The sequence below is a fragment of the Colwellia sp. MT41 genome, from assembly GCF_001444365.1.
Taxonomy (GTDB): Bacteria; Pseudomonadota; Gammaproteobacteria; order Enterobacterales; family Alteromonadaceae; genus Colwellia; species Colwellia marinimaniae.
Genome location: NZ_CP013145.1, coordinates 3,117,997 through 3,143,978, shown reverse-complemented (window position 1 = coordinate 3,143,978; position 25,982 = coordinate 3,117,997). Strand labels below are relative to the sequence as shown.

General features: G+C 38.2%; 22 protein-coding genes, 1 other RNA gene and 2 pseudogenes. 14 read left to right on the top strand and 11 right to left on the bottom strand.

Going from position 1 to position 25,982, the window contains the following annotated elements; all coding sequences use genetic code 11:
- Positions 1–108 precede the first annotated feature (108 nt).
- The 5 genes and pseudogenes from adhP to CMT41_RS13405 all read left to right on the top strand — a co-directional run bounded on the left by adhP (position 109) and on the right by CMT41_RS13405 (position 4,653).
- A pseudogene (adhP, locus tag CMT41_RS13425) lies at positions 109–1,118 on the top strand (alcohol dehydrogenase AdhP).
- 341 nt (positions 1,119–1,459) lie between these two features.
- A pseudogene (locus tag CMT41_RS13420) lies at positions 1,460–2,025 on the top strand (RNA polymerase sigma factor).
- Positions 2,026–2,347: 322 nt separating this feature from the next.
- Positions 2,348–2,761, top strand: a complete 414-nt coding sequence (locus tag CMT41_RS13415; protein ID WP_057181799.1) for a LexA family protein — start codon at positions 2,348–2,350, stop codon at positions 2,759–2,761.
- Positions 2,749–4,005: a Y-family DNA polymerase gene (locus CMT41_RS13410; RefSeq protein ID WP_058027543.1), complete on the top strand. Its 1,257-nt coding sequence runs from the start codon at positions 2,749–2,751 to the stop codon at positions 4,003–4,005. Before CMT41_RS13415 ends, CMT41_RS13410 begins: the two co-directional genes overlap by 13 nt.
- 228 nt (positions 4,006–4,233) lie before the next feature.
- Entirely contained in the window at positions 4,234–4,653 is a 420-nt protein-coding gene (locus tag CMT41_RS13405; protein WP_442855085.1) for an FKBP-type peptidyl-prolyl cis-trans isomerase, read from the top strand.
- 174 nt (positions 4,654–4,827) lie between these two features.
- Here the strand turns inward: CMT41_RS13405 and cydB are convergent, their stop codons facing one another.
- From cydB to CMT41_RS13385, 4 genes are all read right to left on the bottom strand, one after another.
- A complete protein-coding gene (gene cydB / locus CMT41_RS13400) occupies positions 4,828–5,826 on the bottom strand; it encodes a cytochrome d ubiquinol oxidase subunit II (protein ID WP_057181796.1) in 999 nt (332 codons plus the stop codon).
- Positions 5,819–7,219, bottom strand: a complete 1,401-nt coding sequence (locus CMT41_RS13395; RefSeq protein ID WP_057181795.1) for a cytochrome ubiquinol oxidase subunit I — start codon at positions 7,217–7,219, stop codon at positions 5,819–5,821. The genes cydB and CMT41_RS13395 overlap by 8 nt, the downstream gene beginning before the upstream one ends.
- A 112-nt stretch (positions 7,220–7,331) precedes the next feature.
- Complete coding sequence (locus CMT41_RS13390) at positions 7,332–7,883, bottom strand: GbsR/MarR family transcriptional regulator (protein ID WP_057181794.1); 552 nt, start codon at positions 7,881–7,883, stop codon at positions 7,332–7,334.
- Between the two features lie 379 nt (positions 7,884–8,262).
- Positions 8,263–8,820 (bottom strand): phosphoribosyltransferase, encoded by a 558-nt coding sequence (locus tag CMT41_RS13385; protein ID WP_057181793.1) that lies wholly within the window; start codon positions 8,818–8,820, stop codon positions 8,263–8,265.
- 433 nt (positions 8,821–9,253) lie between these two features.
- On the opposite strand from CMT41_RS13385, the gene zntR reads away from it, so the two are divergent.
- A complete protein-coding gene (gene zntR, locus CMT41_RS13380; RefSeq protein ID WP_057181792.1) occupies positions 9,254–9,673 on the top strand; it encodes a Zn(2+)-responsive transcriptional regulator in 420 nt (139 codons plus the stop codon).
- A complete protein-coding gene (locus tag CMT41_RS13375) occupies positions 9,654–10,958 on the top strand; it encodes an SO_0444 family Cu/Zn efflux transporter (RefSeq protein WP_058027541.1) in 1,305 nt (434 codons plus the stop codon). The genes zntR and CMT41_RS13375 overlap by 20 nt, the downstream gene beginning before the upstream one ends.
- Before the next feature lie 94 nt (positions 10,959–11,052).
- On the opposite strand, the gene CMT41_RS13370 is transcribed toward CMT41_RS13375, so the two are convergent.
- The gene (locus tag CMT41_RS13370) at positions 11,053–13,152 is read right to left on the bottom strand and encodes a spermidine synthase (RefSeq protein WP_058027540.1); all 2,100 of its coding nucleotides are present in this window, start codon (positions 13,150–13,152) and stop codon (positions 11,053–11,055) included.
- Between the two features lie 598 nt (positions 13,153–13,750).
- The gene (locus CMT41_RS13365; protein WP_057181789.1) at positions 13,751–14,443 is read right to left on the bottom strand and encodes a VC0807 family protein; all 693 of its coding nucleotides are present in this window, start codon (positions 14,441–14,443) and stop codon (positions 13,751–13,753) included.
- Between the two features lie 445 nt (positions 14,444–14,888).
- Here CMT41_RS13365 and CMT41_RS13360 point away from each other — a divergent pair, with 445 nt between their 5' ends.
- From CMT41_RS13360 to CMT41_RS13345, 4 genes are all read left to right on the top strand, one after another.
- The gene (locus CMT41_RS13360; protein ID WP_057181788.1) at positions 14,889–15,893 is read left to right on the top strand and encodes a sel1 repeat family protein; all 1,005 of its coding nucleotides are present in this window, start codon (positions 14,889–14,891) and stop codon (positions 15,891–15,893) included.
- Positions 15,894–16,231: 338 nt separating this feature from the next.
- Complete coding sequence (locus CMT41_RS13355; protein ID WP_058027539.1) at positions 16,232–16,582, top strand: hypothetical protein; 351 nt, start codon at positions 16,232–16,234, stop codon at positions 16,580–16,582.
- Positions 16,583–16,798: 216 nt separating this feature from the next.
- The gene (locus CMT41_RS13350) at positions 16,799–17,773 is read left to right on the top strand and encodes a transposase (protein ID WP_058027538.1); all 975 of its coding nucleotides are present in this window, start codon (positions 16,799–16,801) and stop codon (positions 17,771–17,773) included.
- Between the two features lie 707 nt (positions 17,774–18,480).
- Positions 18,481–19,431, top strand: coding sequence for an IS1595 family transposase (locus CMT41_RS13345; RefSeq protein ID WP_057183692.1), 951 nt, complete (start codon positions 18,481–18,483; stop codon positions 19,429–19,431).
- A 167-nt stretch (positions 19,432–19,598) separates the two neighbouring features.
- Here the strand turns inward: CMT41_RS13345 and ssrA are convergent.
- Positions 19,599–19,948, bottom strand: a transfer-messenger RNA (tmRNA) gene (gene ssrA, locus CMT41_RS18775).
- A 118-nt stretch (positions 19,949–20,066) separates the two neighbouring features.
- Positions 20,067–20,558, bottom strand: coding sequence for an SsrA-binding protein SmpB (smpB, locus tag CMT41_RS13340; protein WP_057181831.1), 492 nt, complete (start codon positions 20,556–20,558; stop codon positions 20,067–20,069).
- 184 nt (positions 20,559–20,742) lie between these two features.
- On the opposite strand from smpB, the gene CMT41_RS13335 reads away from it, so the two are divergent.
- Together CMT41_RS13335 and CMT41_RS13330 are read left to right on the top strand one after the other, a co-directional pair.
- Positions 20,743–21,183, top strand: a complete 441-nt coding sequence (locus CMT41_RS13335) for a type II toxin-antitoxin system RatA family toxin (protein WP_057181785.1) — start codon at positions 20,743–20,745, stop codon at positions 21,181–21,183.
- Positions 21,184–21,185: 2 nt separating this feature from the next.
- Positions 21,186–21,581: an RnfH family protein gene (locus CMT41_RS13330; RefSeq protein ID WP_058027537.1), complete on the top strand. Its 396-nt coding sequence runs from the start codon at positions 21,186–21,188 to the stop codon at positions 21,579–21,581.
- Positions 21,582–21,743: 162 nt separating this feature from the next.
- On the opposite strand, the gene CMT41_RS13325 is transcribed toward CMT41_RS13330, so the two are convergent.
- The 3 genes from CMT41_RS13325 to nadK all read right to left on the bottom strand — a co-directional run bounded on the left by CMT41_RS13325 (position 21,744) and on the right by nadK (position 25,107).
- The gene (locus tag CMT41_RS13325) at positions 21,744–22,208 is read right to left on the bottom strand and encodes an outer membrane protein assembly factor BamE (protein ID WP_058027536.1); all 465 of its coding nucleotides are present in this window, start codon (positions 22,206–22,208) and stop codon (positions 21,744–21,746) included.
- A gap of 195 nt (positions 22,209–22,403) precedes the next feature.
- On the bottom strand, positions 22,404–24,089 hold the full coding sequence (gene recN, locus CMT41_RS13320; RefSeq protein WP_058027535.1) for a DNA repair protein RecN: 1,686 nt from the start codon (positions 24,087–24,089) through the stop codon (positions 22,404–22,406).
- Positions 24,090–24,225: 136 nt separating this feature from the next.
- A complete protein-coding gene (nadK, locus tag CMT41_RS13315) occupies positions 24,226–25,107 on the bottom strand; it encodes an NAD(+) kinase (protein ID WP_057181781.1) in 882 nt (293 codons plus the stop codon).
- A 157-nt stretch (positions 25,108–25,264) separates the two neighbouring features.
- Between nadK and grpE the strand changes: the two genes are divergently transcribed.
- Positions 25,265–25,918, top strand: a complete 654-nt coding sequence (gene grpE, locus CMT41_RS13310) for a nucleotide exchange factor GrpE (RefSeq protein ID WP_058027534.1) — start codon at positions 25,265–25,267, stop codon at positions 25,916–25,918.
- The last annotated feature ends 64 nt before the right edge of the window (positions 25,919–25,982 follow it).

Here is a 25,982-nt window from a genome sequence, read left to right as displayed (position 1 = left end):
CACGCCCTAGTTATACAATGAGCTGTTTGTCATTCGTCGATAATCATTTCGGCGTTCTCTATTTCAGCAACAACTATTGCAGTAACAATAATGTGAAGGAGTTTTATTATGAAAGCAGCCGTTATTCATCAATTTAAAGGTCGTCTTGAAATTCAACAGCGAGATAAACCAAGCATTGCTAGTCAAGAGGTTTTGGTTAAAATTCATGCTTGTGGTGTCTGTCATACCGACTTGCACGCCTGCCGGGGTGACTGGCCGGTTAAACCTAAAATGCCACTTATTCCGGGTCATGAAGGCGTTGGTGAGATTGTTGAAATTGGTGAGCAAGTTAAACATTTCAAACTTGGTGACCGTGTTGGCATCCCCTGGCTTTATAGTGCTTGTGGCTATTGTGACTACTGTTTAACCGGTAATGAAAATTTATGTTTATCACAGCAAAACTGCGGTTATTCGGTTGATGGTAGTTATGCCGAATATTGCAAAGCCCATGGTGATTATGTGGTAAAAATTCCTGATGGTATTGATTATGTTGCAGCAGCCCCTTGTTTTGTGCCGGCGTTACTACCTATAAAGCACTGAAAGTATCCACCGCAAAACCGGGTGAGTGGGTCGCTATTTTTGGTATCGGTGGTTTAGGGCATTTAGCGGTTCAGTATGCCGTTGCCATGGGCTTAAATGTTATTGCCGTTGATACCGGCACTGATAAATTGAAACTTGCTAAAGAACTGGGGGCCAGCCTTTGTTTAGACTTTAAAAGTGATGATGTTGTTGCGCGTGTACTTGAGGAAACCGGTGGTGTGCACGCCAGTATCTGTACCGCCGTTAGCAAAAGTGCCTTTGAGCAGAGCTATAAAGTCATTCGCCGAGGGGGTAAATGTGTGTTAGTCGGCCTACTAGCAGAAGATATGCCGCTGCCTATTTTTGATACGGTATTAAATGGCGTGAGTGTTATCGGCTCTATTGTTGGTACCCGGAAAGATTTAGTTGAGTGTTTAGACTTTGCCGCGAGAGGTAAAGTTAAAGCCATTACCATTGAGAAAAAACTAGAAGATATCAATGAGATTTTTGACGATATGATTAATGGTGAGATTACTGGCCGTGTGGTGATGACGTTTTAGCTTTCTTTGGCAATACTTATTAGCGCTAACAGGCTTAAATTTATCTGTTTATTCAAAGCCCTCCACTGTGGATAACGGTTAAGGGCTTTTTTTATGTGCGTAGTTGTAGCCCTGTATTTAGGGGACGTTTGTTCTGCCTGCCCACTTAATCAAAACAATTACTGTAAACGTAATAGCTAAAGATTAATTACCGCTAAAATAAATAAACTTTTTCCAAACTATTTTGCTTACCCGCGCTACTTTATAGTTGCATACCAGTAATAATGACGCTTATGTAGCGATAGCGTAACAAATTTTTTAAGTGATTTTTTTTAAGTAATAGACTAATAATAGGAGCCTTTGTGTTTGAAAAAAGCGATGAAACGCTCATAGCGCAGCGCTAAAAGGAAAAAAATAAGCTTGGCTAACACTGGTAAAACGTTATGAGAAACCTCTCTAAAACTACGCTTTACGTATGGTGAATAATCCGGCTGATACCATGGATTTAATGCAAGATATCTTTATGGCATTATTTCGAAATTTATCCAAGTTTCGAGGTGAATGTCCCTTTAAGAGTTGGCTGTTTAAGATTGCTCATTATCGTTGTCTTGAGTTTTATCGACGTAAACGGCCGATGCAATCACTTGATGATGTGCCAGAGCAAGAAGATGAACAATCGTTATGCCTAGAAAAAGACTTATTTTTACAACAGCAAAGTAGCACGCTATTACAAGCGATACAGCATTTACCGGTCAAGCAAAAACTGGTAGTGGAGTTAAAGTTTTTCCAGCAGTGTACTTTCGAAGATATTAGTCAGCAACTTGGCATCTCAACCAATACCGCCAAGTCACAATTATATAGCGCACTCGATAAATTAAAACTGCAGTTAGCAGGGTCGTGGCTACAAAGATCAAATATTAGTCTTTAATAAAAAAGACATTAACGCTTGTGCCAACAGTAAGCTGACCGCTAAAAAGCTATTAGCCAAAGCAGAGCTGTATCAGTTCTAGTTTCGTTGGCTAAATTTTAAGGCAACTAAGTTTAGCTTTATCTAGCTAGACTTAGTTAAGTTACTGTGAATGTTTGCCGCCATAAATAGCGTAATGAATATTCGCTACTTATGGCTTTTTATCTGGCATAAATTAGTGAGTGAGGATTTAATTCATAACAAGACTTTCTAAAATGGTGATAAGATAATATACTGTTTAAATATACAGTACTTGTTTTGATACTATGAAAAGTTGTCTGTTATGAAAGTTATTCCCATCTATATTGAAGCTGGTATTTCTGGCTTTGAATCGCCCGCTGCCGAATATAAAGAGTTAGGTCTAAGCTTAGATCAACTTATTATTCGCCATCCCAATGCGACTTTTATTGGTCAAGCCATAGGTCATTCTATGCAAGGCATAGGTATTTTTGATGGTGATATACTTATTGTTGATAGGTCGCTTACCGCCAAAAATGGTGATGTCATTGTGGCAAACTATAATGGTTGTTTTGTCTGTAAAATTTTGGATAAGCCACAAGCACGGTTATTGTCTGCTTCTCAGCAATTTGCTCCGGTAAATATTAAACCCGAAGACACCTTCCAGCTAGAAGGCGTCGTTACTCAGTCTATTCGTCTGCACCATCCAGTTCCCGATTTACTTGCATGTTTGCACTAGTTGATGCGGTCTCATTTTACGCCAGTGCTGAGAAAGTCTTTGATCCCAGTATTCGTAATAGACCTGTGGTGGTACTAACCAATAACGATGGCTGTATTTGTGCGGTTTGCCCTATTGCGAGAAGGTTAGGTATTCCAAAGTTTAAGCCTTACTTTCAAGTGAAGTGGTTATTAGACAAGCATGATGTGGTGGTTCGCTCTTCAAATTACGAACTCTATGCTGATTTGAGTGATAAAATGATGGCGGTTATTGCTCGTTATTGCGATAAGCAACATATTTATTCTATTGATGAATCATTTTTAGTTTTTAATAATTATCAAAATATTATTAGTGATTGGCATGCCTATGGCCATGAGATAAGGCGCGCTATATGGAAGGAAACACGCTTACCTGTTGGTGTTGGTTTTGGCTCTACTACTACCTTAGCTAAAGCGGCTAATCATGCTGCAAAAAAATTAACCGGCTTTAACGGCGTCGCGGTTATTGATAGCCCAAGTAGTGCTAAGGCCGTGCTCACCCGCATGGCTGTTAATGAGGTATGGGGCGTGGGCCGACGCATTGCAAAAAAATTAACAGCCCGGGGCATTAATAATGCCTACCAGTTAGCGCAGCAAAACCCTAAAGCTATGCGTAAAGAGTTTAGCGTTATGATTGAGCGAACCGTGCATGAACTCAATGGCATTACCTGCTTATCTTGGGATGAGGTTAAGCCAGCTAAGCAAGAGATCTTTTCAACGAGAAGTTTTGGTCAACGCATTATGGATATTCATGCATTGCAAGCCGCCTTAACCAGTCATGGCGCTATTGTGGCTAAAAAATTGCGACAACAAGGTAGCTTAGTTAAGAAGCTGATAATCTTTGCTTCGAGCTCACCTCATGATGAAAACTATTATAAGCAGGCCATTAGCTACCGCTTTAGCCAAGCAACAGATAATAATTGCGACATAGCTACCGCAATAACGAGTGCGCTGAGTGATATATTTGTGCCCGGTGTGCGTTTTTATCGCTGCGGTGTCGGTGCGATTGAATTACAAAGTCGTGCTTTTCAACAAGCGGATTTATTTTTACCCGCGCAAACAAACCCAGCTTTGATGGCATGCCTTGATAAAATAAATAAGCGTTATGGTCAAGGTACCTTAAAAGTTGCGGCGCAAGGGCAAAGTGATAACTGGCAGATGAAACGGAATTTTTTGAGCCCACAATACACTACCTGCTGGCGAGATATCCCTAAAATTCAGTGTTAATTTAAAGTGAAATAGTTGGCATTCATGTATTTATTTTAATCAAGGCTCGGTCTTAATCAATAACAGGAAAAATAAGCTATTGATGAAGGCTTAATAGCTTTGCGCTGGCAAGTTAGTAAGGAATTAAGTAATATGCCTTTTTTCAAGTAAGCAAATCTTTAAGGGTGTTATTGAATGGGTAAATTTATATTACTCGCTATTGTTATTGGACTATTTGTCTTCTTCATTATGCGACAAAGTAGCAATAAAGCAGCGGCCGAAATTAATATAAAATTAGGCAGTGAGTTTTTAGCGGCTAATAAAAGTGAGGCTGGGGTAATTACAACCGCTTCTGGTTTACAATATAAAGTGCTAACTCAAGGTAGTGGTACAGAGCACCCAAGTGCATCGTCGAAAGTTAAAGTGCATTACCATGGAACTTTACTTGATGGCAGTGTCTTTGATAGTTCAGTCGATCGAGGCCAGTCAATTAGTTTTGGTTTAAATCAAGTAATTAAAGGCTGGACTGAAGGTGTGCAGTTGATGGTTGTCGGCGAGAAAACGCGTTTTTATATTCCGTCAAGTTTAGGCTACGGTAACAAACCGGCAGGAAAAATAGGCCCTGGAGCATTATTAATTTTTGATATTGAGTTACTGGCGATAAACTAAGCCAAGTTGTTAGACAAAACAGTCTAAATTAAAGCCCATTTAGTATGACTAAATGGGCTTTTTTTTACCAATTTGAGAGTTAATTAAGCAGCCAAGTAGCTAACTATTCGTCATCTCACTAGCTACTTAATTAGCTACCTACCTCATTAGATAAGTCATTAAAGAACATCGTTGTTAATAGTATCTCAACTCTCGTACTTTGCCCCAGAACACCCAGTATGAGAAGACGGTATAGCTGAAGATCACGGGTACTACTATGATCACTCCCCATAATAAAAAGCTTAACGATTCAGGCGCTGCTGCGGTTTCCCAAATGGTTAATTTACCCGGCACTATATAGGGGAAGAAGCTAAAGGCAAAACCAAAAAAGCATAAAGCAAATATAACAACAGCAGCAACAAAAGGTCGCCAACAGCCTTTATCCATTTCAGCAGGTAATGTTTTCAACTGTAATAAGCTGTAAACAAATAAGGCAAAACACAATACCGGTAAAGGCAATATATATAAGGTGGTCGGCCAAGCAAACCATTTAGCAAAAACATCAGGGTTAATTAAGGGGTTTATCGCTGAAACAGCCACTACGCCGATAAAGCAAATAACCCCGGTCTTTTTAGCCCAAGCTACCGCTTGTACTTGTAAGGCGCCTTCTGTTTTCATGATCAGCCAACATGCACCAATATAGGCATAGGCAGCTGCAACACCTAATGCACTGAGTAAGCTAAAGGCATAAGCTGCTAGAGAGTCTTCAAAGCTCATAACATACATGCCCAGCATATAACCTTGGCTCAAGGCTGCGAGTAATGAACCTACTTTAAAGACCTTGTCCCAGGTTGGTTTATGGCTAAATGCTGCTTTGGCTCTGAAATCAAAAGCGACACCGCGTAGTATCAAGCTAATTAATAATACCGCCGTGGGTAAATAGAGCTCTTTAAAAATGTGGCTATGGGCTGATGGAAAAGCAATTAACAACAAGCCAATAGCCAAGACCAGCCAGGTTTCATTGGCATCCCAAAAAGGGCCAATAGAGGCGATCATGGTATCGCTATCATCTTTTTGTGAAAGTGGTAGCAATATACCAACACCTAAATCAAAGCCATCTAATATGGCGTACAACAATATCGACAAGCCCATTAGCGAAACAAATATGACTGCCAGTGAATTAGCTTCAAACATTATCATTCTCCTTGGTATTCGGTGACTGGTTTGTTGAGTGAGCTATTGCTGTGTGAACCACAGGTTTAACTTTCTCATCATCAGTGATTTCTTCAATTTCAACTGCACGATTTGCCATGGTAAATAGTGTGTGTAAATACGCGGTCATTAACACCACATATAAAGTGAGATACAAGACGAGAGATAAAGCGACATTGCCAGGTGCTATAGTAGTTGCGGCATCTTTAACCGTTAAAATTCCGGTAACTAACCAAGGTTGTCGTCCTATTTCAGTAACATACCAGCCAGCTAATGTTGCTACCCAGCCAGAGAAACTCATGGCAACCAATACTTTTAACAGCCATCGCGGCAAAACATTATTACGCATGAGCTGTATTCGGCTAAACCAAGAGATGATTAGCATTAACATGCCAATGCTAATCATAATACGAAAAGCAAAAAATACGGGTGCTACGGGTGGGTGATTACCTTCAAATTCGTTTAAACCCTTTATTTCACCTTCAAGATCATGAGTTAAAATTAAACTGGCCAGTTTTGGTATGGCTATTTCAAAGTGGTTCTTTTTTTGCTCTTCATCAGGTATAGCGAACAGTATTAGCGGCGCGCCTTTTTGGGTCTGCCAAATTCCTTCCATAGCGGCAATTTTTTGTGGCTGATGCTCAAGGGTATTTAAACCATGCAGATCACCCATAAATATTTGTAGTGGTGTTAAAAACATTGCCACAGTTAAGGCTATTTTTAGTGTCAGTTTTGGGGCTTTTTTATCATCACCCTTAAGTAATCGATAAGCACTGATACCCGCGATTAAAAAGGCGGCGGTTAAGCCTGAGGCAATAAGCATATGGGTTAAACGATAGGGAAATGACGGGTTAAAAATAATGGCAAACCAATCTACTGGAAAAGCAACACCATCACGCATTTCATGGCCTTGGGGGGTATGCATCCAAGAGTTAAGGGCTATAATCCAAAAGGCGGACAGGGTAGTACCTATGGCAACAATGAAGGTAGATAAAGTATGTACTCTAGCGGAAACTCTTTTTATGCCAAATAACATAACACCGAGAAAACCCGCTTCGAGAAAAAATGCGGTTAATACTTCGTAGCCCAATAAGGGGCCGGCAATATTACCAACGGTTTCCATAAACTTGGGCCAGTTAGTACCAAACTGAAATGACATGGTAATGCCAGTAACTACACCAATGGCAAAGGTGAGAGCAAATATTTTTACCCAAAATCGATAGGCGCGCATCCAAACAGGATCGCCGGTTTGATCAAAGCGTAATTTGAAAAAAAATAAAAACCAACTTAACGCTATGGTGATTGCTGGAAAAAGAATATGAAAACTTATATTGGCGGCAAACTGAATGCGTGACAGCATTAACGTTTCAAGCACGATGGACTCCGTTAGTTTATCATTTACCCTGCAGGTAATAAGCTGCAGGGTAAATTGATAACGTTAGTAATTTATTATAGAAAGTTAAAAAACACATAAAAAACGGTTAAGATCACACTTTACCGTTGTTAATTAATTTATCTTTAAGGTTGATAATTTTACTTACCCCAGCGCCTAGTTTCATTAGCGTATTAAGCTGCTCTGGGCTCAGGCGTTGCAGTTCACTGGCCCAATGGGTGACGGTTTCGAGTAAGTCATGAATTTCATGCATCTGCTTTTGTGCATACTCTTCTTGTTGATTAGTCGGCTCAGTTAATAAGTTATCGCGCAATAGTGACAGGGTTGGGTCTATTTCGCGTTTACGGCGCTCTTCAAAGACCCGAATTGCCATTTCCCAAATAGAGCCTGCAGGTGAGTAATACTCTTTTCTGTCTTTAGGTTTATGTTGAACCTGTACTAAACGCCAGGATTGCAGCTCCTTAATACCCATGCTGACATTGCCACGAGAGATATTAAGTGCCTCAGAGATTTGTATAGCACTTAACGGCTCTTGATAAATAATTAATAAGCCATACATTTGACCGACAGTGCGATTAAAGCCCCATCGGCTGCCCATTTCGCCACAATGCATAACAAAAGATTCTATTTTTGACGCCAGTATCATAAGTTCGTTCTGAAGTTTCAGTAATTTCTGAAAGTTTAAACTTATATTGATATAGATCAATGATTAATTTGCTCTATTTTGTACGGGTTATTCCTAGCAAGTAATAAAGACATTGACATGAAAATTAAAGGTTTATTTAAGTTACTATCAAATAATTATTAACTTGTTATTTAATTTTTATTAGCTGATAAATGTAACCTAGTAATGGAGTATTGCCGGGGGGAGCTTTTAAAAAGAACAGCATATATCCTCGCTGGCTAAAACCATGAGCTTTATCAAGCTAAGCGATTAAAACTGGCTTTAATATAGCTAAGGCAAAAAAAAAGCATGTCTTGATGACATGCTTTTCATAGCGATTTAACGCTTAACTAAACAAACGCTAGATTAATAAATCGTGAATATTGACGAGATCTTTTTTACCCGCGATGATTTCATCAGGGGTTAAACCAGATAATTCATGGGGGAACACTAACCATTCATCAGAGGTATGAACAAAGTAATCAGGAGCAAAATCTACTTTTGAATTTTGCGGTTTATACCAAGGACAAGCAACACGAACATCTTGTGGCATATTATTGCGCATATTTTTCTGCAGCTGCTTGATAAGTGCATCTATGCTTCGACCGGAATCAAAGACATCATCAACAATGAGTAAATCATCGCTGGCGTTGGCATTTTCTATAATGTAATGCAGGCCGTGCACTTTAATTTCTTTATTTTGTTTATTGATCCCATAATAAGACGAAGTACGAACGGCAATATGATCAGTTTCCACACCTTTAAAGTCGAAATATTCTTGCACAGCGATACCAATAGGTGCACCACCACGCCATATGCCGACGATAAATTGTGGACGAAAGCCATCTTCAAATACTTTGGCGGCTACACGAAACGAATCTTCTAATAATTCTTGTGCGGTAATAAAATGTTTTTCCATTGCCGAGGAAACCTTTGTTGAAAAAATAATAAGCGTTAATTATAACCTGACTATGGAAAATAGTGTACCGCTAGCAACATTAAAAATGTGACAAAAGTACAGGAACTAACGTGTGCCTTATAAAATAAGCATAAAAATAGCCTTTGTTTTTTGCGCAGGGCAGAGCACAAACGATTAAATTACTTTACCGCTGATCTTGGTGGCAGAGTATTACGCAAGTGGTTACTTTCTGGGTTTATGTGGTTAAAAAGTCACTAGCTGAAAAAGTGCAGGCAGTTTTTCCGGTAAAGGCGGGGGGAAATTTTAACGGCTAAAAAATGATAAAAGGATAAAATAGTTAAATAGTTGTTTGACATTGGAGTTAACTCCAAGCTTTATGATGTAAGATATTCATTAAGGCTGGACTTTTACAGAATTAAATACGGGATAGATTATGTATAGGATAGGTGAACTGGCGCAAAAATTATCGGTATCGACAGATACCTTAAGGTATTATGAAAAACATAAATTGTTAGCCGCGACCAGTCGTGCCGATAATGGTTACCGTTTATATAATGAGGGAGCACTGAGGATTATGCAGTTTATCATCCGAGCTAAAGCTGTTGGTTTTAGTTTAAAAGAAATCAGTGGCTTACTCTCTATTAAAATTGATAAAGCCAGTCATAGTTGTGCTGAAGTCAAATCATTTACCGAGCAAAAACTTAGCCAAGTAAATAATAAAATAGCCGAGCTGGCATGTTTTAAAGGCTCACTGGAATTATTAGTTGCGGCTTGTTGTGGTGGCGAAGAAGAAGCAACCCACTGTTCAATTTTATCTGCACTGGAGAATGTCGATGCAATTATTAGTAAGTAATTTTTGGCAGTTGTTTGTACTTTCGGCCCCTTGGTTAATGTTAGGTTTATTGATCGCGGGCTTAATTAATGTTTATCTACCAAAGGATTTCCTCATTAAACACCTAGGCAGTGATGGTCTGCTTACCACGATAAAAGCCGCGCTGATTGGCGCACCTATGCCACTGTGTTCATGTGGCGTTATTCCCGCTGCTTTAGCACTGAGGCGAGCGGGCGCTTCTAAAAGTGCCACCACGGCATTTCTCGTTTCTACTCCAGAAACAGGCATAGACTCGATCTCGGTATCTTATGTGTTACTTGGCCCATTTATGGCCATTATCAGGCCTATTGCTGCGATAACAAGTGCAATTGTCGCAGGGGTTCTGGTTGGTCGTGATAGCAAAGATGAGTTAGTTCAGCATGAAACTAAAACTAATAATAAAAATAATAATAAAACAGAAACTAAAGCTGAAAATAATGATAGCTCTTGTTGTGCGGATAAAGAAGCAAAGCCTGACGTTATAGTAGCTGAGACTAGTGAGCAAACAAGTTGCTGCGCTAAACCAACAGCGGCAACTAAAACCTCATGCTGTGCATCTGAGGCTAAGTTAGCAACAGATGCAGCATTACCACCAGAGTCGCAGCTTGCGCTTCAACAAGAGCCTCAACAAGAGGTAAGCAAAGCATCGGCAGACACTTGTTGCAGTACCAAAGGGGACGAGCATGATTCTGCTCAATGGTCTGTTTTTAACAAGTTAAAGCAAGCCCTAGCCTTTAGTTGTACTAAGCTGTTAAATGACACGGCAAAATGGTTAATAATTGGTTTGGCATTCGCCGCTCTGGTGCAAACTTATATACCGCTAAGCTTTTTTAGCCAATGGGGTAGCGGTCTATTAGCCATGATTGTAGTGATTTTAATTTCTATCCCTATGTATGTCTGTGCTACCGCATCAACACCTATTGCCGCCGGTTTATTATTGTCGGGTGTTTCACCTGGAGCAGTGTTGGTCTTTATGCTCGCAGGGCCCGCGACAAATATCGCTACCCTTGGCGTGGTAGCAAGTGAGCTGGGTAAGCGGGCGGTAGCCTCTTATTTAACTGGCGTTATTGGTGTTGCTATTGCTTTTGGTTTTTTAACCGATATGTTAGTGGAGCATTTCGACATTGAAGTGGCACCTATGTTAGGGGAACACCATGAAGTGTTGCCCAATTGGTTATCACAATCTTTTGCCTTGATTCTGGTGTTACTGCTAGTGAGATTGTTGGTGTTAAAGTTTGCCCCTAAGAGGCAAACATTAAAAAGTTAACCAGCAGGGTTACGCGCAATAAAAAGCAGCTAAGTAATAGCTGCTTTTTATTTGTTTTTTTTCATAATTACCTTATGTTAATGTGCTGAGGTAATTATTTTAGCACCGACAATAAATTACTATAATCATCCGTCCAAACTAATGGCTTTTTGGTACTGTGAGGCCAGTTACTAGCGTAATGCCTGACAATAGCATTATTGATGAATGCAGCATTATTCGTTAATAATACCCACTCAGCCTCATTATTATTTTTATCTCTTGTTGTTTTAAAGTATAACGCTTGTTTATTAAATGCGTCGGCAAGTCCAATAGTCAGCCGAGTTAAATCTAAATGACTATTGGATATATGAATAGCTAAAACACCGTCAAATTTTAATTGCTGAAAATAAATAACTAAGGCTTCTACCGTCAGTAAATGGGTCGGTATTGAATCACCAGAAAAAGCATCAACCACTAAAACATCAAAATTGTTATTTTCTTCATTCGCCAATGAAACCCTACCATCGCCTAGTATTATTTCAACCTTAGCTTTTGATTTCGACAAATAGCTAAAATGTTTATTTGCCATTAACAGTACATCAGGATTTAATTCATAAAACCTATATTCATCACCAGATTGACCATAAGCGGCCAGAGTTCCCGCACCAAGACCAATAATACCGACCTTTAATGGCAAGGTTGCCCTTATTTGTTCTAACGCAATAGCCACGCCAGTATTTTTACGGTAATAGCTTCTTGGCGTAACATCATAACTAACCTCCTTATTATTAAGGTTAGTAACTAAATATTGAGTGCCATGAGAGGTACTGCCATCAATTAACCTACGCTCTAGAATATTATTAATTTTTACATCTTTCACACTTAAAATACCATAAAAATTCCGACTACTATCGATATTACTTTCGGCAAACAAATTATTAAGGTAGCTAAAAAATACAAATAAAAGCAACGCTGATACTAGGCTTACCCGGGCTAATAATTGGTCACGAAAGAGAACTTTATGGCGATTAACGTCTTGGGCAGAAGTATGTTCCTCAAGGTGATTGTTAACTTGGCAGCAAAAATAAAACAACAAATAAACCGCTAAAATAGCCAAAGGAAACTCTAAAAACTGAGTGAATAAATTTTGAGCGACAAAAGCAACAAAAGCACTACCTAAAAAACCACCTAAAGACATGTTTAAATAAAATAAGGTTAAGTGCTCTATCGATGGTTTAAGTCTTGCTAACTCCCCGTGACAAAGCATGCAAGCAGAAAATAATATCACGCAATAAATAACGACTTGAGAAATAATGTCGAATTGAGAGCCAATAAAAAACATAAAAATAGCAGTAAAAGAGCTAATTACAAATAAAACAAACCAATACCAGCGTACATACCAACGAGGACTATGAAAGCTAATAATAAAAGTAAGCAAATAAATACACAGAGGTAATATCCATAAAAAAGGCATTGGCGGGATATTTTGTGTCATGGCATTAGTCGTTGATACTAATAACACCACCCCAGTGGCGGATAACATCAACCATAAGGCAATCACCGTTTTACTACATTTTTTAACGTCGGTTTTAATATTAGCGGCTAACATATTTGTCGCTAAGTGTGTTTGTTTAAACATGACTAACGCTAAACTGACAAACCCTAAAACAAAAATGGTATAACCAATTGACCAAATGAGTATTTGATTGCTCAGGGTAAATTGTGGCTCAAAAATAAAAGGGTAACTCAACAACGCTAATAAAGAGGCTGTATTGGATAAGGAATAAAGCTTATAAGGTAGCTTGGCACTATCTTTATAGGTCAACCACCTTTGCACTAAGGGCCCGGTTGATGATAATAAAAAATAGGGCAAGCCTATTGAAAGTATTAAAATAAAAACAATTTCAAATAATGGCGAGTCACCCATTATTGTTGATAAATATTGCTTAAAATTGAAATTCAATGCCAGTGGTAAAAACAGCAAACTCATCATCAATAAAGTTACGTGTACTATCACTTGGGTCTTTAACTTATTCAGTTTGGTCAGATAATGTGAATATAAATAGCCTAATAATAAAAAGCCTTGAAAAAACAACAAGCAGGCAGTCCATATTGCCGCCCCACCGCCAAACAAAGGTAAAATCAATTTGGCAATTAATGGTTGAAGTTGAAATAATAAAAACGCTCCAACAAAAATAACAAATAAATACAGCATTTTTCTAATTGTTTTCCTTAGTCAACTGGGGGTAATTAATCTGGGGAGCGAATATTAACTGATAGCTTAGCTTTTTGGTAGTGCTCTAGTTGTCGATTTTCATTCACAATACGTGAGGAAACTATGATCTTGAAGCAAGCACTCAGGGAAATATTTTATAGCAGAATCATATTGAAAAATTACCTTGTTCGCAGCCTATTCACATCTTCAGCCTTACCTGTTCCTGCTGTATTACTTGCTAAAAATAATGAGGTAAAAATAAGCTCTTTCGTTATTTTTCAAGGTAATTGTATAATTCATGCGGGTTAACGATGGACGCCTGACCGCGTATTATTAAACGGAGTAGCGCATGTTTAGTCAGTACAACATAATAGGTTTTATAATTAAAGGCATCTGGCACTTGCAATGATATATCTAATGCTCTTTTATCATGATTTTCCAATGGGTCTGCTGTTGAATGAAAAGCAGCTTTTGAGTTGAACAGAGTCCATTCCCCCCAACATTAGCTGCTATTACTTGTTTTGGCAGATATTTCCGCAATAAAAAAGGCAGTATTTTGGGTTTTACATTTACCTTGTGATTTTTTACTGCCACTGATTTATTGTTCTACCAATAAATCAGTAAATTTATAACCAGTTAAATTATTTATTACCTTTGTAACATAAAACATAAGGCCACCAAGCATTATCATTGATGGTATTGCAATGATTGGATAACTCATTAAGGTCATATGACCAAGTTCTTCATTAAAAGAGACGGTACCTGCTGGACTCGTTACAAGCCAGGTTGCTAATAGATAATTCATTACGGCTGAAAAGATAAACGTTAATGCCAATAACTTATTAGCAAAGCCTATTTTAGCTTTAAATGCCTCGGTCTGCCCTAATTCATGAAGTTTTTCATATATCAGTTCGACCTTAAACATCGATTTATTCAATAATAATTTTGCGATTAAAGGTTTACCATACACACCAGAGAACAGGACAAACACCGCGATTAACGCCGGTATAGAGGCTTCTTTTATTGCGAGCCAATGGACACTTAACTCAAACAACGCAATCCCACCGGTTAATAGGGTACTTAAAAAACCAAATATAGATATTAGGTTCATTTTTTTAGTTCGAAGGTAATCATAAACGGCATACCCAAGAGGGAATGCTAAGGCTATGATTAATCCTGCTACTACACCGAAATACTCAGGACTGGAAAACTTCATTAGAACCCAAGAAGGTAAGGCTACATTAAATATTATTTCCACGAATGGCTTGTTTTTCGGTTTTTCAGTTGTCATCTTTATTCCGTTCTAAAAATTAAACCTTAATTAGGTTTAAATGCAGTTATCATTGTTTGAGCTGTGGCATCTATATGAGTGTGATCTTCTTGAATAGGAAATAGCTTCTAGCAAATCCCCTCAATTATTTCATAGCTCAGTATTAGATTTTACTTACGTAATAGAGAATATAGCAGAAAGAGGATATAGCAGACACCAGATTATAGCAGGAAGAGGATATAGCATCCATATATGTCTGGTGTTAAAATTTGTGTTTAACGGCTTCAATCTTTGCTAATAATACCTGCACTTTAATTTTATAATTAGGCTGTTCTAACAAAGGTTCAATTCACCACTTCGTGCGTGGTTTTTTACATCTGGCTCTGTCTCTGATGATACAATCAATTTATATAGATAAAACCTAGCTAATCAATACTATTAGTTGGTAAATTACAAGGTTACTCCAATGGAATATAAACAAATTGAATTTAAAAAGATCACTATTGATCACTTAACATGCCAGTCTTGTAGTTCTAAGCAGCATAAAGTTATTGGAAAACTGACTTATGCGTATTTTTATATAGAAAGTATACCCTTTTTCCCAGTTAAAAAATCCATCAATATCGTCTGTAACCAGTGTGATAGCTCTTTTGATGTCGACTCACTTTCATCGTCTGCTTATAAAACACTTAGGAAAAAACTATTCAAATCATATGCCTTGATCCCCATGTATTCTGGCATTATTATGGTTTTACTGGCGTTGTCTTATTGGCAGTATGATAAATATCAGGCCAGTTTTCTCAGTAAAGAATATATTGAAAGCCCTAAAATTAATGATTTTTATTATATTAATCAAACGAGTATTAACGATAAAATAATACCCAATAAAAAGTATGTCTTGGGCAAGGTGGTCAGCCTTACTCCTAACACAGTTTCTTTGGTGTTTTCACGCTTTCTTTTTGAAAACGAGTCCTCTTTAGCAAGTGACATTCGAGGTGCCAAGGTCTTAAATGACAAGTATTTCAATAAAAAGCATCATGTATTTACCCGCGAGAAACTTATTAACCTTTATCAAAACGAGACGGTATTGTTGGTGCTACGTCCGAAAAACTCAAAGTTGTTTGGCACCATAGTACTGACACCAAACCTCGGTGTTAATAGGAAGGTAGAAGGTTATCGTGAAAATAGAATCGGTTTATCTTTTATGTTACGTACTGATATTCAAGCAAATTTAGAAGACGCCGAGAGATTTTTCTTGGAATCGGCCAATAAAGGTTATGTTCAAGGCCAACTTAATTTAGCTCGTTTGTATCTTGACAGCAATAAAATAGACCAAGCATTAGAGTGGTCAAAAATAGCAGCATTAAAAGGCTATGATTTGGCAATAGAATTTTATACTAAACACTGTAGTGTTAGTGAAGATTGCGATGTAGCCGCCTTTAATGCAGAACTCATCGAAGTAGGATTTTAATGAACTGGCTAATAAAAAGTAACTTATTAGGCCAGCCATAATAACTGTTGTCTATTTAAATCAATAAACTAAGCTTAATTTACCTTGGTTAAGTTTAGTGGTTATTATGCCTAAGTCTGAAATTAACTAGGACACTCACTGTTAATAGTTATTCTAACATCAGCTTCTCGGACTTTGATGACTAACTCTTTATTAACAGCAGTATCTGACTTTAGGTGTGTTCATATCAATAATAGTTTGTTATTTTAACGTAATATGTCATCAGATTGGCTTACTAGGTTATGGTCGAGCAAAGCCTCTAAGTCACCAACAAATAAATTAAATTGGGAGAATAAACAATGGTAAACATGTTAATTACCTATCAAATTAATGACGGTGAGGTTATTGAAATTAATCATCCAGAAGAGTTTGAGTTTAGAGATTTAGATGGAAACAGTTTAGGGAATGCTGAGGTTATCAAACGTCATAATAATGATCTCATATTGGCTGAAGCCGCATTTGTAATCTCAGCCGAACATGAGAAAATTATTATACCAAGCGATGCTGCATTCATGGAATCAAAAGCAGGAGCAAAACAACCGTTTGACTTTAATGGTCTTGTAAAAGTCTGTGGTTTTTCTTCGGTTAAATATAAATTTGATAAACAAGGTGATGAGAGCTCTGATTGGGTTGTCGCTTTTCCTCTGTAATAATTGGGGCAGAGGTAACGTTAAATAATTTGTCGTCGCCATTGCGACACGTTCAAGTGAAAATATAGCAGACACCCACTCAAAATATAGCAGATAAAATATAGCAGACACCCACTCAAATGGAAACAAAATATGGCAGACACCCACTCAAATGGAAATAATGAGTGACTCTACTATGCTTAAATAATAATCAATAAATCTCCATTGAGAGTTATTATGGCCACGGCAAGAAAACAACAAATAAGCTTAGTTGACACGCCTTATTATCATTGTGTATCTCGTTGTGTTCGGCGGGCATATCTGTGTGGTGAAGATAAGCACACCGGGCAAAGTTATGAGCATAGACGTGGTTGGGTCGCCGATAAACTACAGGTATTAAGTGAGGTGTTTGCGATTGATGTCTGTGCTTATGCGGTCATGAGTAATCATACCCATTTGGTATTATTTATTGATGAGCAACAAGCGAAGTCATGGTCAATGCATGAAGTGATTAGCCGTTGGCATCAGTTATTTAAAGGGACATTGCTAACCCAGCAATATTTACGCGGTGAGCCACTTATTGACACGCTACAACAGGTTGTAAACGAAACTGCCAAGGTTTATCGTCAGCGCTTGATGGATATCAGTTGGTTTATGCGTATTTTAAATGAAACTATCGCTAAACAAGCCAATTTTGAAGATGGGTGTACCGGCAGGTTTTGGGAAGGACGTTTTAAATCTCAAGCCTTGCTTGATGAAGCAGCGTTAATAGCCTGCATGGCTTATGTTGATTTAAACCCAATTAGAGCTAAGAGTGCTAAAACCCCCGAAACATCAAACTACACCAGTATTCAACGACGGATAAAAGCGGCGATTAAAGGGCAACAAGCCCAACAACTACTGCCCTTTATCGGTAACCCAAGAAAGAACATGCCAACAGGTTTACCGTTTGAATTAAGTGACTATATACAATTGGTTGATTTAACTGGCCGTTGTATTCGAGCCGATAAACGCGGTTATATAGACAAAGCCCAACCTGAAATATTAACCCGCTTAGGCATAAGTCACGAAAACTGGTTAGTATTAACCACCCAGTTTAGACAATGTTTTCATGGCGCAGTGGGTAGAGCGCAAGCGCTCACGGATTTTTGTGAACATCAGCACTTAAAAAAACGAGCAACGATGTCAATTTGCCAAAAGTTACTTGCTTAATAATCCATATAACTCATCGGGATAAATTACTCACTTAAGGCTAGTTGTGCCTTTAATTTGATGAATTCTCTGTTTTTGTGCATTGTTATTAATATTCTATTCGTCATCATAATAATCAAAGTAAAATTCGGCCCAATGTAAATCAGAAACGATGATTTATTGATCTTATGTATTAATTATTTTGAGTGGGTGTCTGGTGTTAACCCTTAAAGAAACGCGCTACGGTGTCAATTTGCCAAAAGTTGCTTGCTTAATAATCCATATAACTCATCGGGATCAATTACTCACTTAAGGCTAGTCGTGCCTTAAATTGGATGAAAACTCTGTTTTTGTGCATTTGTTTGCATACCCTCTTCGACACCATAAAAATCAAAGTGAAATTCGGCCCAATGTAAATAAGAAGCGATGATTTATTGAACTTATGTATTAATTATTTTGAGTGGGTGTCTGGTGTTAACCGGTAAGACAAATTCAATTTTTCCAGTGCAATGTGAATTTACATAATATGCTTCATTTAATTTGTTTTCTTGAGATGAAACTTGGTATGAGAATAAAAATAGAATAAGTATTTTTTTCATTTTTCGCAACTCCTTTGCTATTGTCATAATTAGGAGGTACTAAATGGGTACTCATAAAAAGATGGCTCTGTTGTAGCTAATTGTTGTCTATACTTATAAATAAGACTTAACTGATTGAAGGTACTAGCAATGAAGACTAAATCATTTGTAAGTAAGCTTAATCTAATCACGAAAGCACTTTTCTCTATGACACCGGCGCAAAGAGAGGTAGTTCACCAGTCAATTCAAGCATTAGACACTGAAATTAGTACGGATGAGTTAATTCAGCCACTTTTCGATGCGCTATCTCAATGCCCACACTGCCATTCTATCCATTTAAAAAAATGGGGGAAGTCTGGTTCAATACAAAGGTATCGTTGTAAAGGTTGCTTAAAAACCTTTAATAATAAGACGAGTACACCACTGGCGAAACTACGTAAAAGTTATTTATGGGAAGAATATGCACGTTGTATGGTGCTGAAATTAACCTTAAGAGAAGCCGCTAATATTTGTCATATTAACCTTAGAACAGCCTTTCTATGGCGTCACCGTTTTTTGAGTGCTCAATCAGGAAAAAATCACGATAAATTATCTGGCATTATTGAAGTTGATGAGTTTTTCCTTGCCTACTCAGAAAAAGGCTCGAACACATTAACAAAGCAAACTAAACCCAGAAAACGGGGTGGTAATATTGATAAAAGAACTAGAGAAGGACAGGTCACAGTACTTTTATCTATTGATCGCAGTAACCATATGATTAATCCGATATTATCGGCTGATACAACGGCAGAAATAGCCGCTAATTTAGCTCCTAACATTACTGAGAACTCGGTATTATGCAGTGATGGCTCATGGTCATATGTGACGATAGCCAAGCAAAAAAATTGTGACCATAAGCGACTAATAAATGGTAAGGAGAGAGTCATAGATAAGGTTTACCATATCCAGACCGTGAACGGTGCAATAGCCCACTTTAAGGGTTGGGTTAACGGGAAAATGAAAGGAGTAGCCACAAAGTATTTATCGAATTACCTTGCTTGGTTTAGGGAAAGTAATGCAAAGCTTAATAAACAGGAAATATTAATCGCTGCCTATGGGTGACAACAGTGTTCTACAACAGAGCCAAAAAGATACTGATGTAGCGTAGAATAAATGACAGACATAAAAAAACCGCAATTAAGCGGTTTTTCTTATCATAAACAATGACTTGTCTATGGCCAAATCTAAAAGTTACTAGGTATAACTAATGGATTAAAAAGGTCTTTATTTGGTGGAGCGGGGGGGAATCGAACCCCCGTCCAAAAAGCCTACATCCTCGGTACTACATGTTTAGTCGCTCATTTATTTAACCAATTGGACGCCAAGCGACAGGCTTCGTCATGGTGAGCTCGATACTATTTCGCGGTTCAGTCTCAAGCAAACTTCCCTCGCTAACCTATTTGGGGTGACCATCAATCCTCTAACCAATAGGTGAGATTTCGAGGTGATGGCTAGCCTAAGCGGCTAGTGCGAACGTTTCGTCGTTAGCAATTATAGTTTTACGGCTTTTTACCAGGCCAACCGCCCCTGGACATGCACCTTGGGTTTCGTGAATCTTGTCGAATCCTAGATCCGCCCCAAAGGTTTACAGTTTTCTATTTCTTTTCTAAGTCTAGGCTCGAAATGCCTATAAACACAGTATACAGCGCTTAACTTAAATAGACAACGTGGTATTTTTTAACCACTTGTCGAACAAGTTAACGATCCAAGTTTTTGTTTTTCATTAAACGACCTTTATCAACAGCCCACTCTCGGTCTTTAATATCAGCACGTTTATCGTGATCTTTCTTACCTTTACCTAAATAGAACTCTAGTTTTACCCAACATTGCTTCCAATACATGGCGGTGGCAATCAAAGAATAACCGTCACGTTCAACAGCACCAATAAGTTTATCTAGTTCTCGTTGATTAAGTAATAATTTTCTATCGCGGTTCGGATCACATACAACATGACTAGAGGCCGCATTAAGGGGCATTATTTCTGCACCTAGTAAATAGGCTTCTCGATTTTTTATATGGACGTAACAATCAGAAATGTTAACTTTACCACTTCTTATGCTTTTAACTTCCCAACCTTGCAAACTCATACCCGCTTCAAACTTATCGGTTAGGCTATAGTTGTGCCTAGCCTTTTTATTCAAAGCGATGGTATTGCTATTGGATTTATTTTTAGATTTCTTTTTAGCCATTTTTTGTTCCATTTTTCGTTGCCATAACAAGCAGCAAGCGCGGTGATTATACCGACATAAAGGCTTTTTTACATGGCAAATTAGTGTTTTTTAGAAAAATGACTAGATTAATGCGGTTTTAGCTGTGTTTTGTTATGATGGTGCCATTATTTTGTGAGCAATAGGTGAAAAAGGTGAAGAGAGAATGCCAACCATAAGTCGTAGTGCGTTAGTTATGCACAGTGTTGAACAAATGTATCAGTTAATAAATGATATTGTCGCTTACCCTACTTTTTTACCGGATTGTAATGACAGTAAAATTATTTCTCAAGATGATAACACGGTAACTGCAGCCTTACTTGTCTCCAAGGGCGGTTTAAGTAAATGGTTCACTACTAAAAATACTATGATCTCTAATGAAAAAATAAAGCTATCTCTGGTTGATGGACCCTTTAAAAGTCTTGAAGGCTATTGGTTACTAACGCCCTTGTCTGATGACGCTTGCAAAATAAGCTTAGAGTTAGAATATGAGTTTTCAAATAAACTCGTTTCATTAGCCTTTGGTAAAGTTTTTAGCCATTTTAGTAACAGCTTGGTACAAGTGTTTACGCAACGAGCCAAAGAAATATACGGAGTTAATGGTTAATTATGACCGTTGATAGTACGGCGTTAAAACATATTAATGACGCAATAGTCGTGGATAAAGTCAGCATTGAAGTTGTTTATGGTGTTCCGCACAAGCAAAAAATATTAACTTTAGTACTTGCCAAGGGAACTACAGTAGAACAAGCCATTATCGAGTCAGGAATAATTGATTTATTCCCTGAAATAGATTTAAAGGTTAATAAAGTAGGGGTGTGGAATAGGGCGGTAAAACTAGCAGATTTTATCAATGATCTCGATAGAATTGAAGTGTATCGTCCCCTTCTTGCTGACCCTAAAGACGTAAGGAAACGTCGGGCAGAAAAAGCCAAGCGAGAAGGTCGAGCAGATAAAACAACCGGTGGTCGGGTTAACCCACTACGAGTTAAGGCAAAGACCTAGTGACTCAATTTCTGGCTATGTTCAGGCATAGCTTAAGGCAATAAAAAACGGCATAAAGGCCGTTTTTTTATAAGCTTTATTCATTGCTAAATAAGCTAAATAAAGAAAAAATTAAGAAAATGGGTTCAACCATCAAGTTAAAGCCAGTTAACTAAAGTGCTATTAATTTTTAATTGCTGCTTTGTTTTCACCCAGCTTATCTTCATCTTGCTTACCCTCAGTGACAACGTCACCTTGTTTAGCACTGAACTTGTTATTAGTGTCTGATTCTTCTTCAGCAGGAGCATTGAACGGGGTATTAAACTTATCAGAAAGTTTAAAATCTCCAGAGGCAGAAACTAACTTGTCGTCGGAAAATTTAATGATAAACTGTTTTCTGACATCGAATTTTTTACCACGGCCCGACTTTAACTTGTAGATATAGCTCCAGGTATCATTATCGAACGCGTCAACGACAACTGGGCTACCTAGAATAAATCTAACTTGTTCCTTAGTCATATCGACTTGTAATTTATCAATACTCTTTTGTTCAAGGTAATTTCCTTGTGGAACATCATAGCGATATACCCAACTAGAGCAGGAAGATAACGTGAGGGCTGTGATAATAATGGCAACACGAAAATACATAAAATTTATTTACCTTTAAGTAGCTCAAAAAAAACAGGCTAAAAGTGTGAGCAGGGATAATACCCAAGCCCAGCATGGATGCAAAGCTATTTATTACATCCGTTAAAAAAACACTAGCTAGATTTCTTGCTGGTTACTAGAAAATAGTTGTTAGTAGGGTTCAATGGTTGCTATGTCGATAGTATGCAAGAGCTATTAGCCTGCTAATAGCTCTTGCGCATTTGCTAAACTGTGCTGAGATATTTTATCACCCGCTAACAAACGGGCAATTTCTTTGACCCGATTTTCTTTACTTAGTTCACTTACCCGAGTTTCTGTCAACTCACCATCGGTTATTTTACTAACAAAAAGTTGTTGGTGGCCTTTACAGGCAACCTGTGGCAAGTGGGTAACACAAATTACTTGGGTGTTTTTAGAGAGTTGTTGTAGTTTTTTACCGACCATAGCGGCGGTCGGCCCGCTAATACCAACATCTACTTCATCAAATATGAGTGTTGGGGTAATAACTTTATCGGCTAAAATCACCTGCATGGCTAGGCTGATACGTGACAATTCTCCCCCTGAAGCAACTTTGTGCATAGCCTCAAGTACTTGACCTGGGTTAATACTGACTTTAAAACTGATAATATCAGCGCCATTGCTATTGATGACTTCTTTACCACTGCCAGCTTGCTTATTGCTTTCGATAGCAATATAGAATTGTCCATGGGGCATATTCAATTCTTGCATGCTTTTGCTGATGCGCTTACTGAGACTTTTAGCTGATTTTATTCTTGAACTTGATAATACCTCTGCGCTGTCATAATAATGCTGCTTAGTCTGTTCTAACTCTTCAATAATAGTATTAATTCGCGTCTCATCACCAGATATTGATGCCAGTTGTTGTTTTAATTCGCTATGAAAAGTAACTAAATTTTCTGGTGAAAGTTGATGTTTCTTGGCTAATTGCAAAGCCGTGGAGTATCGTTCCTCGATGATGGCGTAACTTTGCGGATCTAATTCTAATTGTTGGTAATAGTGTGTTAAATCGTTATTTGCTTCATCTAATTGAATGAGGGTATTGCTTAGTATCGTGGCGACATCGTTTAATTGCTTATCAACCCGCGCTATTGAGTTGATGTTTTCACTGCATTCTCTTAACGCGTCCAAAATATTAAAATTATCATTTTCAGAGAGCAGTTGTAATGAGCTTAGGGTTGTATCAAGTAAGTCTTGGGCATTACTGTGTCTTTTATAGTCTTGCTCTAAGGTTGTAAACTCATCGGGCTGTAAAGAGAACTCATCGAGTTCAGTCACTTGATATTGAATGAGTTGCTGCTCAGCTTCCCGCTGCTGTTTACTTTGTTGCAGTGATTCTAATTCTTTATTGAGTTTATGCCATTGCTGTGAATAATGTTTTACTTCACTAAGTAGTGTTGGATGATTAGCATAATTATCGAGTAAGCGGCACTGTTGGCTAGCTTTAACAATGAGTTGATGATCGTGTTGACCATGGATATTAATTAATAGTTGCCCAATCTCTTTTAACTGAACTAACGGTACTTGGCTACCATTAATATAAGACCTTGACCGCCCTTCAGCCGATATAACACGACGAAGTATGCACTCACTGTCATGTTCTGACACCAGCTCATGCACTTTTAACCAGGCTTTTGCCATTTTATTTTTCTTTATATCAAACGTTGCCGCTAAATCAGCTTTTTTGCAATTTGGCCTAACAATATTTGTTGTTGCTCTGTCGCCTAGACATAAACCCAGCGCACCAATGGCAATTGATTTACCCGCACCCGTTTCACCGGTAATTGTCGTCATACCCGCTTGCCAATCAATTTCTAATGAACGGACAATGGCAAAATTTTGAATGTTAAGTTGCAGCAGCATAGTTAACCTTAATAAGCATGAATAAAAAACCAGTACCTGTTAATTTATACAGTTATTGGTTTTTATTCAAGCTTATTTGTAACTGTTTGCTTGTTTTTTGATAAGGTTATTCTTTTCTACCAGTGCATGATGCTGATTAATATAGCTTATTACCCCAGCTTAATTTATTTCGTAAAACGTTAAAATAGTTGTGATCAAGGGGGTGAATTAAACGAATACTGCATTCACTCTTTTTAATAATAACTTCATCGCCGGGCATTACCGATAAAATGACATGGCCATCGCAACTTACTTGTAAATTTTCATGGTTATCATTGGCAAGTATCAATTTGATTTCACTATTACCATCGACAACAATAGGGCGACTTGTTAGGGTATGAGGAAACATAGGCACCAGTGACAGTGCATTTAAATTAGGCGTTAAAATCGGTCCACCAGCAGACATAGAATAAGCGGTTGAGCCGGTAGGTGTTGAAACAATGAGGCCGTCAGAGCGCTGACTAAACATAAAAACGTCATCAATATAGACTTCAAATTCGATCATGCTAGCAACTTTCCCGGCATGAAGTACCGCTTCATTAACGGCACTATTAGAGCTTTTCAGTTTTCCATGGCGATACACTTCAGCTTCAATGATAAAGCGTTGTTCACTGCGAGACTTACCCGCTAATATTTGTGCTAAAGGTTCGATAAGTTCATTCGGTGAAAGATCGGTTAGAAAGCCTAAATTACCGCGGTTCACGCCAATAACACCAATGTCATAACAAGCCAGTACCCGTGCTGCGCCAAGCATATAACCATCACCACCGATAACAATTGCCAGATCAGCTTGCTCGCCAATGTCAGTCAGTTTACCCGTTGTCATGTTTTTTATATCGAGTGATTGTGCCACCGAATGCTCAACAAGCACTTGATAGTTATTCGCTAATAAATAGTCATGCAAAGTTTTTATTGTGGCACTTGCGCCATCATGATTTGGTTTGCCAATAAGGCCAATAGTTGTATAGAGTTGAGCCATAACGATAATTTACTTAGTTTGCTAGGTATAGGAGCAGTTTCGCTGGATTTTATCCACTTGTAAAGTTCACTTTTTTATAAAATGTCTTAAATCACGCTTGAATCCTTTTTTACAGCCCCCATAATGTCACCAATAGTTATAAAATTGAGGTTTTTCCATGACAACAAAGTCAACACCAACTAACGATGAGCAAGTAAGCAGCCCTGAGCAAGATATTAGCGCTGAGCAATTAGCAGATGACATTGTAAAAGAAGCCGAAGAGCAGGTAGAAGAGCAACATGAACATGCTCATGAAGTGCTCAGTGAAGAGCAAGAGAAAATTAACGAGCTAGAGTTGGCGGTCGCTACAGCAGAATCTACCGTTGCTGATCAAAAAGATTCGGTTATTCGTGCGAAAGCAGAAGTGGATAATATTCGCCGCCGTGCTGCTCAAGATGTTGAGAAAGCGCGTAAATTCGCCTTAGAAAAATTTGCTGGTGAGATGTTAGCAAGCGTTGATAATTTAGAACGTGCTTTACAAAGTATCGATAGAGAAGATGAAAGTAACAAAGATATTATCGAAGGTGTTGAATTAACCCTGCAAGGTTTAATTTCGTCACTAGAAAAATTTGGCGTTATTGCCGTTGATCCACAAGACCAACCTTTTAACCCGGAACTTCATCAAGCTATGTCTATGCAAGAAGCGCCGGATGTAGCACCAAACACAGTTATTGCCGTAATGCAAAAGGGCTATGAGTTAAATGGTCGTTTAATCCGTCCTGCTATGGTGATGGTCTCTAAAGCAGCACCTAGCGTAGACACTACTGCTTAGTAGCGGGTTCTTCTTGTTGCTGTAAAACTCAATTTATATAGCAAGTGTACTCACTGACTAACGT